The following is a 5,364-nucleotide window of genomic DNA, read 5'->3' as shown; positions in this document are numbered from 1 at the left end:
CGGTTGCGGGGGCGGGGGCGCCGAAGGGGTCGGCCAGGGCCAGGATGCCGGCCGTCGTCGCCAGGACGCACGCCGTTGCCACCGCTGCCAGGCGGTTGCGGCGCACCCGGACCGCGCGGCGGCGAACTGCCGCGGTCAGGGCGGTGGTCGGGCCGGGGTCCGGTGTCCCGTGGGCGAGTACGGCGCGCAATTCCGTGGTGTCCCAGTGCTCGGTGGTCACGACGTCGCCTCCGCGGCTACGAGTTGGGGCGACACGCGGAGCTTGCCGAGTGCCCGGTTGGCGGTGCTTTTGACGGTGCCCGCGGCGATGTCGAGGACTCGGGCGATCTCGGCCTCCGTGAGGTCCTCGTAGTAGCGCAGGACGATCACCGCGCGCTCGCGCTTGGTCAGGCCGGCCAGTGCACGCAACACCGCGTCGCGGCGGGCGTGTTCGGCGGCCGGGTCGTCGGGGGCGCGGCCTTCGGGGAGGTGGGCGACCGGCCTTTCGTGGGAGGGCTTTCGCCGCCACCAGTCCCGGTGGCCGTTGACCAGGCCCCGGCGGACGTACGTGAGCGGGTCCTCGTGACGGATGCGGTGCCAGTTCAGGTAGGTGCGGGCGAGGGTGTTCTGGACCAGGTCCTCGCCGCGGCCGCGGTCGCCTGTCAAGAGGGTGGCCGCGTGCAGTAGTCGATGCGCGTTGGCCCGTACGAATGTCTCGAAGTCCCGTTCCGCGTCGCCGTCCACGCAGTCCCCTCGCGCTCGTTCCCTGATGCGTCCGCGTCCGTCGATCGGATCGCCGTCATCGAACAGACGAGGTTCGCGCGGGTGGGGTTCTGTGTGAACGGCGACGTTTCACCGCGGGTCCGTCAGCGGCTGAGGGCTTGGAAACGGTGGATGGCCAACGGGAGGAAGATCGCGGTGATGATCAGGGGCCAGGCCACGGCCATGGCGACGGCATGGGCTTCGATCCAACTGCCGCCGTGTGGGGACGGGTTGCCGAAGAGGTCGCGGATCGCGTTGGCGGTGGACGAGACCGGATTCCACATGGCGATCGCGCCCAGCCAGGTCGGCATCAGCGACGGCGGGGTGAACACGCTGGAGATCATGCCGAACGGGAAGGCCACCGCGAAGAGGTTCCCCGCCGCCTGGGCGTTGGGCACGAGCAGGCCCAGGAAGACGCCGATCCAGGTGAGCGAGAAGCGCAGCAGGATCAGGAGGGCGAAGGCGGCCGACGCCTCGGCGAGCGTTCCGTCGGCCCGCCACCCGACGGCCAGGGCGATGACGGCGAGGACCACGAGGTCCACGCACGCGCCCACGACGTCGGCGACTCCGCGTCCGCTCACCACCGCCGAGGGTGCCATCGGCATCGAGCGGTAGCGGTCCATCACGCCGAGGTCCTTGGTGATGGCCATCACCGACGCGGTGTTGGTGAATCCGAAGGCCATCGTCATCGCGAACATGCCGGGCAGCGCGAAGTCCTTGTAGTCCGCGCCGCCCACGTCCATCGCACTGCCGAAGACGTAGACGTAGAGCAGGACCGACATGATCGGGAAGCCCAATTGCCAGGCCAGGATGGACGGTTGGCGCACGATGTGGGTCAGTTCGTTGCGCACCATGGTCAGGCAGTCGGTGATCGCCCAGTACAGCCGTCGCTCCGGGGCGTCCTGGATCGGGATGTGCGGCGGTTGGGCGACGCTCATGACGCGGCCATCTTTCCGGCTGTGGATTCGGATTCGGGATCTCCGGCGGTGGATTTGGCTTCGGGATCTCCGGCTGTGGATTTGGCTTCGGGATCTCCGGCTGTGGATTCGGGATCGGGGTCGGAATCGGGATCGGGCCGGCAGTCGGGCCTGCGCTGGGGCTTGGGCTTGGATTCGGGCTCGGGTTCGGGCTTCGGCTTGGGCTTGGATTCGGGCTTGGGTTCGGATTCGGGATCGGATTCGGGCTCGGTCGTCGCGTGGCCGGTCAGGCCGAGGAAGACCTCGTCCAGGGTCGGTCGGCGTACCCCGATGTCCTCGATCGTGACGCCGTCCGCCCGGAGTAGGCGGGCGACCTCGGTCAGGGCCGCCACCCGGTCGCCCACCGGCGCGCTCACCCGCCGGTCGTCGCGGTCGATCCGCGGTTCGGCGCCGTTCACGGTCACCCCCGACAGCGCCCGGAGTGCGTGCGGGATGTCTCCGGGCTCGCGCAGGACGACCTCGATCCGATCCCCGCCGAAGGCGTGCTTGAGGGCGTCCGGTGTGTCGTCGGCGACCTTGTGGCCGCGGTCGAGCACGGCGATCCGGTCGGCGAGTCGGTCGGCCTCGTCCAGGTACTGCGTGGTCAGCAGCACGGTCGTCCCGTCCGCGACCAACGAGCGCACCGCGGCCCACATCTCGTTGCGCCCGCGCGGGTCGAGGCCCGTCGTCGGCTCGTCCAGGAACAGCACGTCGGGCGCGAGAATCATGCTCGCGGCCAAGTCGAGCCGACGCCGCATTCCGCCGCTGTATCCCTTGACGCCCTTGTCCGCCGCGTCGGCCAGGCCGAAGCGGGCGAGGAGTTCGTCCGCCCGGCGGGCCGCCTGCGGTCGGTCGAGGTGGAACAGCCGCCCGAACAGCGCCAGGTTCTGCCGCCCGGTGATGCTCTCGTCCACCGCCGTCTGCTGACCGGTGAGCCCGATCCGTCGCCGCACCGCCCGCGGCTGCCGCACCACGTCGCGTCCCGCCACCAGAGCCCGCCCGGCATCCGGCCGCAGCAGCGTGGCCAGGATCCGCACCGCCGTGGTCTTGCCGGCCCCGTTGGGCCCGAGCAGCCCGTACACCGTCCCGCGAGGCACCGCGAGATCGAAGTCGGCCAACACCCACGTGTCCGCATAGCACTTGCCCAGGCCCTCCACGAGGACCGTGTATCCATCGTCGAACATGACACACCCCCAAACCGAGTACACCGTACCCTATTGCGCGTACACCGTACTCAGTTATCGCCCGTTCGTCATCCCGTTCGTCCCGTTCGTCATCCCGAGCGGCTGCGGACGGGCCGGATCGCGGCGTCGGAGGGGCCGCCGTGGCCGGCGTGTCCGCCCGGGGCGGCTCGCCCCTCGGCGCGCATCCGCCACCGCGCGGATGGCGACCGCCGGCGGCCCTCGGCCACCCGCGCCGGCCGGCGGCGATGTCGGTTGCTCCTACCATGGGGGGACCATGACCAGCACCGATCACACCGGCAGCGGGGACTTCGCGCGCAGTCTCGAACTGCTCTGGGGGCTCGACCGGAAGCCTTCACGAGGGCCCAAGCCGGGGCTCACCCTCGACCGGATCGTCACGACCGCGATCACCATCGCCGATACCGAGGGGCTCGAAGCCCTCTCGATGCGTCGCGCGGCGACCGAGCTCGGCGTGGGCACGATGTCCCTGTACCGGTACGTGCCCGGCAAGGCCGAGTTGCTCGACCTGATGATCGATCAGGTCAACGACCCGTGCGACGGCGAAGAGTTCGACCCCGAACTCGGCTGGCGCTCGGCCCTGGAACGGATCGCGCGCGGGACCTGGCAGATGTACACCCGCCATCCGTGGCTGCTGTGGGTCGACCAGGCGAGGCCCGTACTCGGGCCCAACTCGCTGGCAGGGCTGGAAATCGCCCTCGGCGCCATCCGCGACATCACGCTGTCGGACCGCGAGAAGATGGCGGTGCTGACGATCATCGACGGCGGCTTCGTCAACGGCCTGGCCCGCAGCCACTTCAACGAGAAACGCGCGGCGGCGCGCACGGGCGTCAGCGACGAGAAGTTCTGGCAGGCCCAGGCGCCGATCCTGGCCACCGCGATGTCCTCCGGCAACTATCCGCTGCTCGCCGCGCTCGCCGAGGACGCGTTCTCCACCGACGGCGAAGCGGCCTTCGAGTTCGGGTTGCAGCGGATGCTCGACGGCCTCGAAGCGTATGTGGACGGGCGCGCGGCGCACCGCGATCGGGACTGACGCCGCTCGCCTTCGGCCGTGACCGCCCTCGGCCGTGCCGCTCGGCCGTGGTCGACTTCAGCCGTGGTCGACTTCGGCCGTGGTCGACCTCAGCCGTGGTCGTCCTCCGCGAACCGGGCCGCCGTCTCGGGTTTGACGGCGCGCCAGATCGGGAGGTCGATCGGGCGACCGTCCCGGAGCAGGAACAGGCCGGCGGTGATCTGCCGATCCCCCACCGACTGGGCCGCCTTCGCGAAGGCGGCGCCGTCCTCGCCCAGGTGGGCGACGCGGGTGAACGCCGCGCGCGTCGCGTCGTCCAACTCCCGGGCGCGCTCGGTGAGTCCCGCCGCGACAGCCCGTACCCACGTATCGAACTCGTCCGGCACGAGGTCCAGCAGCGCGTCGAACGGCGCCGTCTGTTCGGCGACTTCGCGCTCCGAGCAGGTCAGCGCGTACGCCACCAGGCGCGGGTCGCGACCGGCGAAGCGTTGCATGCCCAGGTAGCGCCAGATGTCGCGCTCGGTGACGCCGGTCATGATCCGGTGCAGGCGTACGTAGTCGGTGAGTTTGACCTTCACCCGCAGGCCCGAGGCGTAGCGGAGCACCCACCCCTCCCCCGCGCTCCCGGTCGTGGCCGTGCCGTCGAGGGCGCGATCGTTCGCCGCGGCGCGCAGGACGTCGGCGATCGGCACCGCCGGCCACGACCCGACCACCCGACCGCCGACGGCCGCCCACGCGTCGGCGTGTGCGGCCAGGGGGCGTTCGGTGCCGCCGGGGCCGAATACCGCGAGTAGTACGAGGGTTCGCTCGCCGCCGTTGTCGACGACGATGCGGTTGTCGGGGTGGATGATCTCGGTGACGTAGGTGAGCGCGGGATCCAACGCCCGGGTGTCGCGCTCGTCCAGCCACTCCTGCGCCCAGACCGCCTGCTGCGACTCGAACGCGCCCTTGGACGCGACCCGCCAGTGGTCGGCGTAGTGGAAGACCAGGCCGAGCGAGCCGTCCTCCTTGTCGAGGATCTCGAACGCGCCGTCGGGCAGCGGCGGCGCGTACGCGTTGCCCCGTCCGTGCTCGCCGTGGTTGAAGAACTTCGGCAGACAGTGCGCGACGATGCGCCCAGTGGCGTCCTCGACGACCAAGCCGCGGCAGCGCGTGGTCACCGGCGTCCACGCGTTGTCGAAGACGCACCTTCGCGTGTACGAGTAGAGGGACAGCGGCAGTTCGGGGTGAGCTTTGCGCCCGACCCAGCCCTCGGCGAGTGCGGCACGGAGGTCGTCGGGCCGGAACAGGTCGTCGAGGGTGGTCGTCGTGGAGTCGGTCATCAGGCCCGCAGCGTAGCCGGGGGGCCGGCGTCCTTCACCTGAGATACGCGTCGGCCTGCGCCGACACCGGACGGACCGACACCGGACGGACCCGCGCCGCCCGAACCCGTTCCGCCCGAACCCGTTCCGCCCGA

4 protein-coding genes and 2 pseudogenes are annotated in these 5,364 nt (G+C 70.9%); 1 reads left to right on the top strand and 5 read right to left on the bottom strand.

Annotated features, from left to right (window positions below; translation table 11 throughout):
• The 4 genes and pseudogenes from GT354_RS16585 to GT354_RS16570 form a co-directional block, all read right to left on the bottom strand.
• A pseudogene (locus tag GT354_RS16585) lies at positions 1–220 on the bottom strand (hypothetical protein); the annotation flags it as partial.
• A complete protein-coding gene (locus GT354_RS16580; RefSeq protein WP_161357081.1) occupies positions 217–723 on the bottom strand; it encodes a SigE family RNA polymerase sigma factor in 507 nt (168 codons plus the stop codon). The gene GT354_RS16580 and the pseudogene GT354_RS16585, both read right to left, overlap by 4 nt.
• Positions 724–845: 122 nt before the next feature.
• Positions 846–1,679, bottom strand: a complete 834-nt coding sequence (locus GT354_RS16575; RefSeq protein ID WP_161357080.1) for an ABC transporter permease — start codon at positions 1,677–1,679, stop codon at positions 846–848.
• A gap of 251 nt (positions 1,680–1,930) precedes the next feature.
• Positions 1,931–2,881, bottom strand: a pseudogene (locus GT354_RS16570) (ATP-binding cassette domain-containing protein); the annotation flags it as partial.
• A gap of 274 nt (positions 2,882–3,155) precedes the next feature.
• Here GT354_RS16570 and GT354_RS16565 point away from each other — a divergent pair.
• Positions 3,156–3,929 carry a TetR/AcrR family transcriptional regulator C-terminal domain-containing protein gene (locus tag GT354_RS16565; RefSeq protein ID WP_161357078.1) on the top strand — a complete coding sequence of 258 codons (774 nt, stop codon included), beginning with the start codon at positions 3,156–3,158 and terminating at the stop codon, positions 3,927–3,929.
• An 89-nt stretch (positions 3,930–4,018) separates the two neighbouring features.
• Here the strand turns inward: GT354_RS16565 and GT354_RS16560 are convergent, their stop codons facing one another.
• Positions 4,019–5,230: an RNA ligase gene (locus GT354_RS16560; RefSeq protein WP_161357077.1), complete on the bottom strand. Its 1,212-nt coding sequence runs from the start codon at positions 5,228–5,230 to the stop codon at positions 4,019–4,021.
• Positions 5,231–5,364: the final 134 nt, after the last annotated feature.

The organism is Streptomyces sp. SID3343 (assembly GCF_009865215.1).
In the GTDB taxonomy this organism is placed as follows: domain Bacteria; phylum Actinomycetota; class Actinomycetes; order Streptomycetales; family Streptomycetaceae; genus Embleya.
The sequence above is the reverse complement of the archived record's forward strand: the minus strand, read 5'-3'. Positions and strand labels throughout refer to the sequence as shown.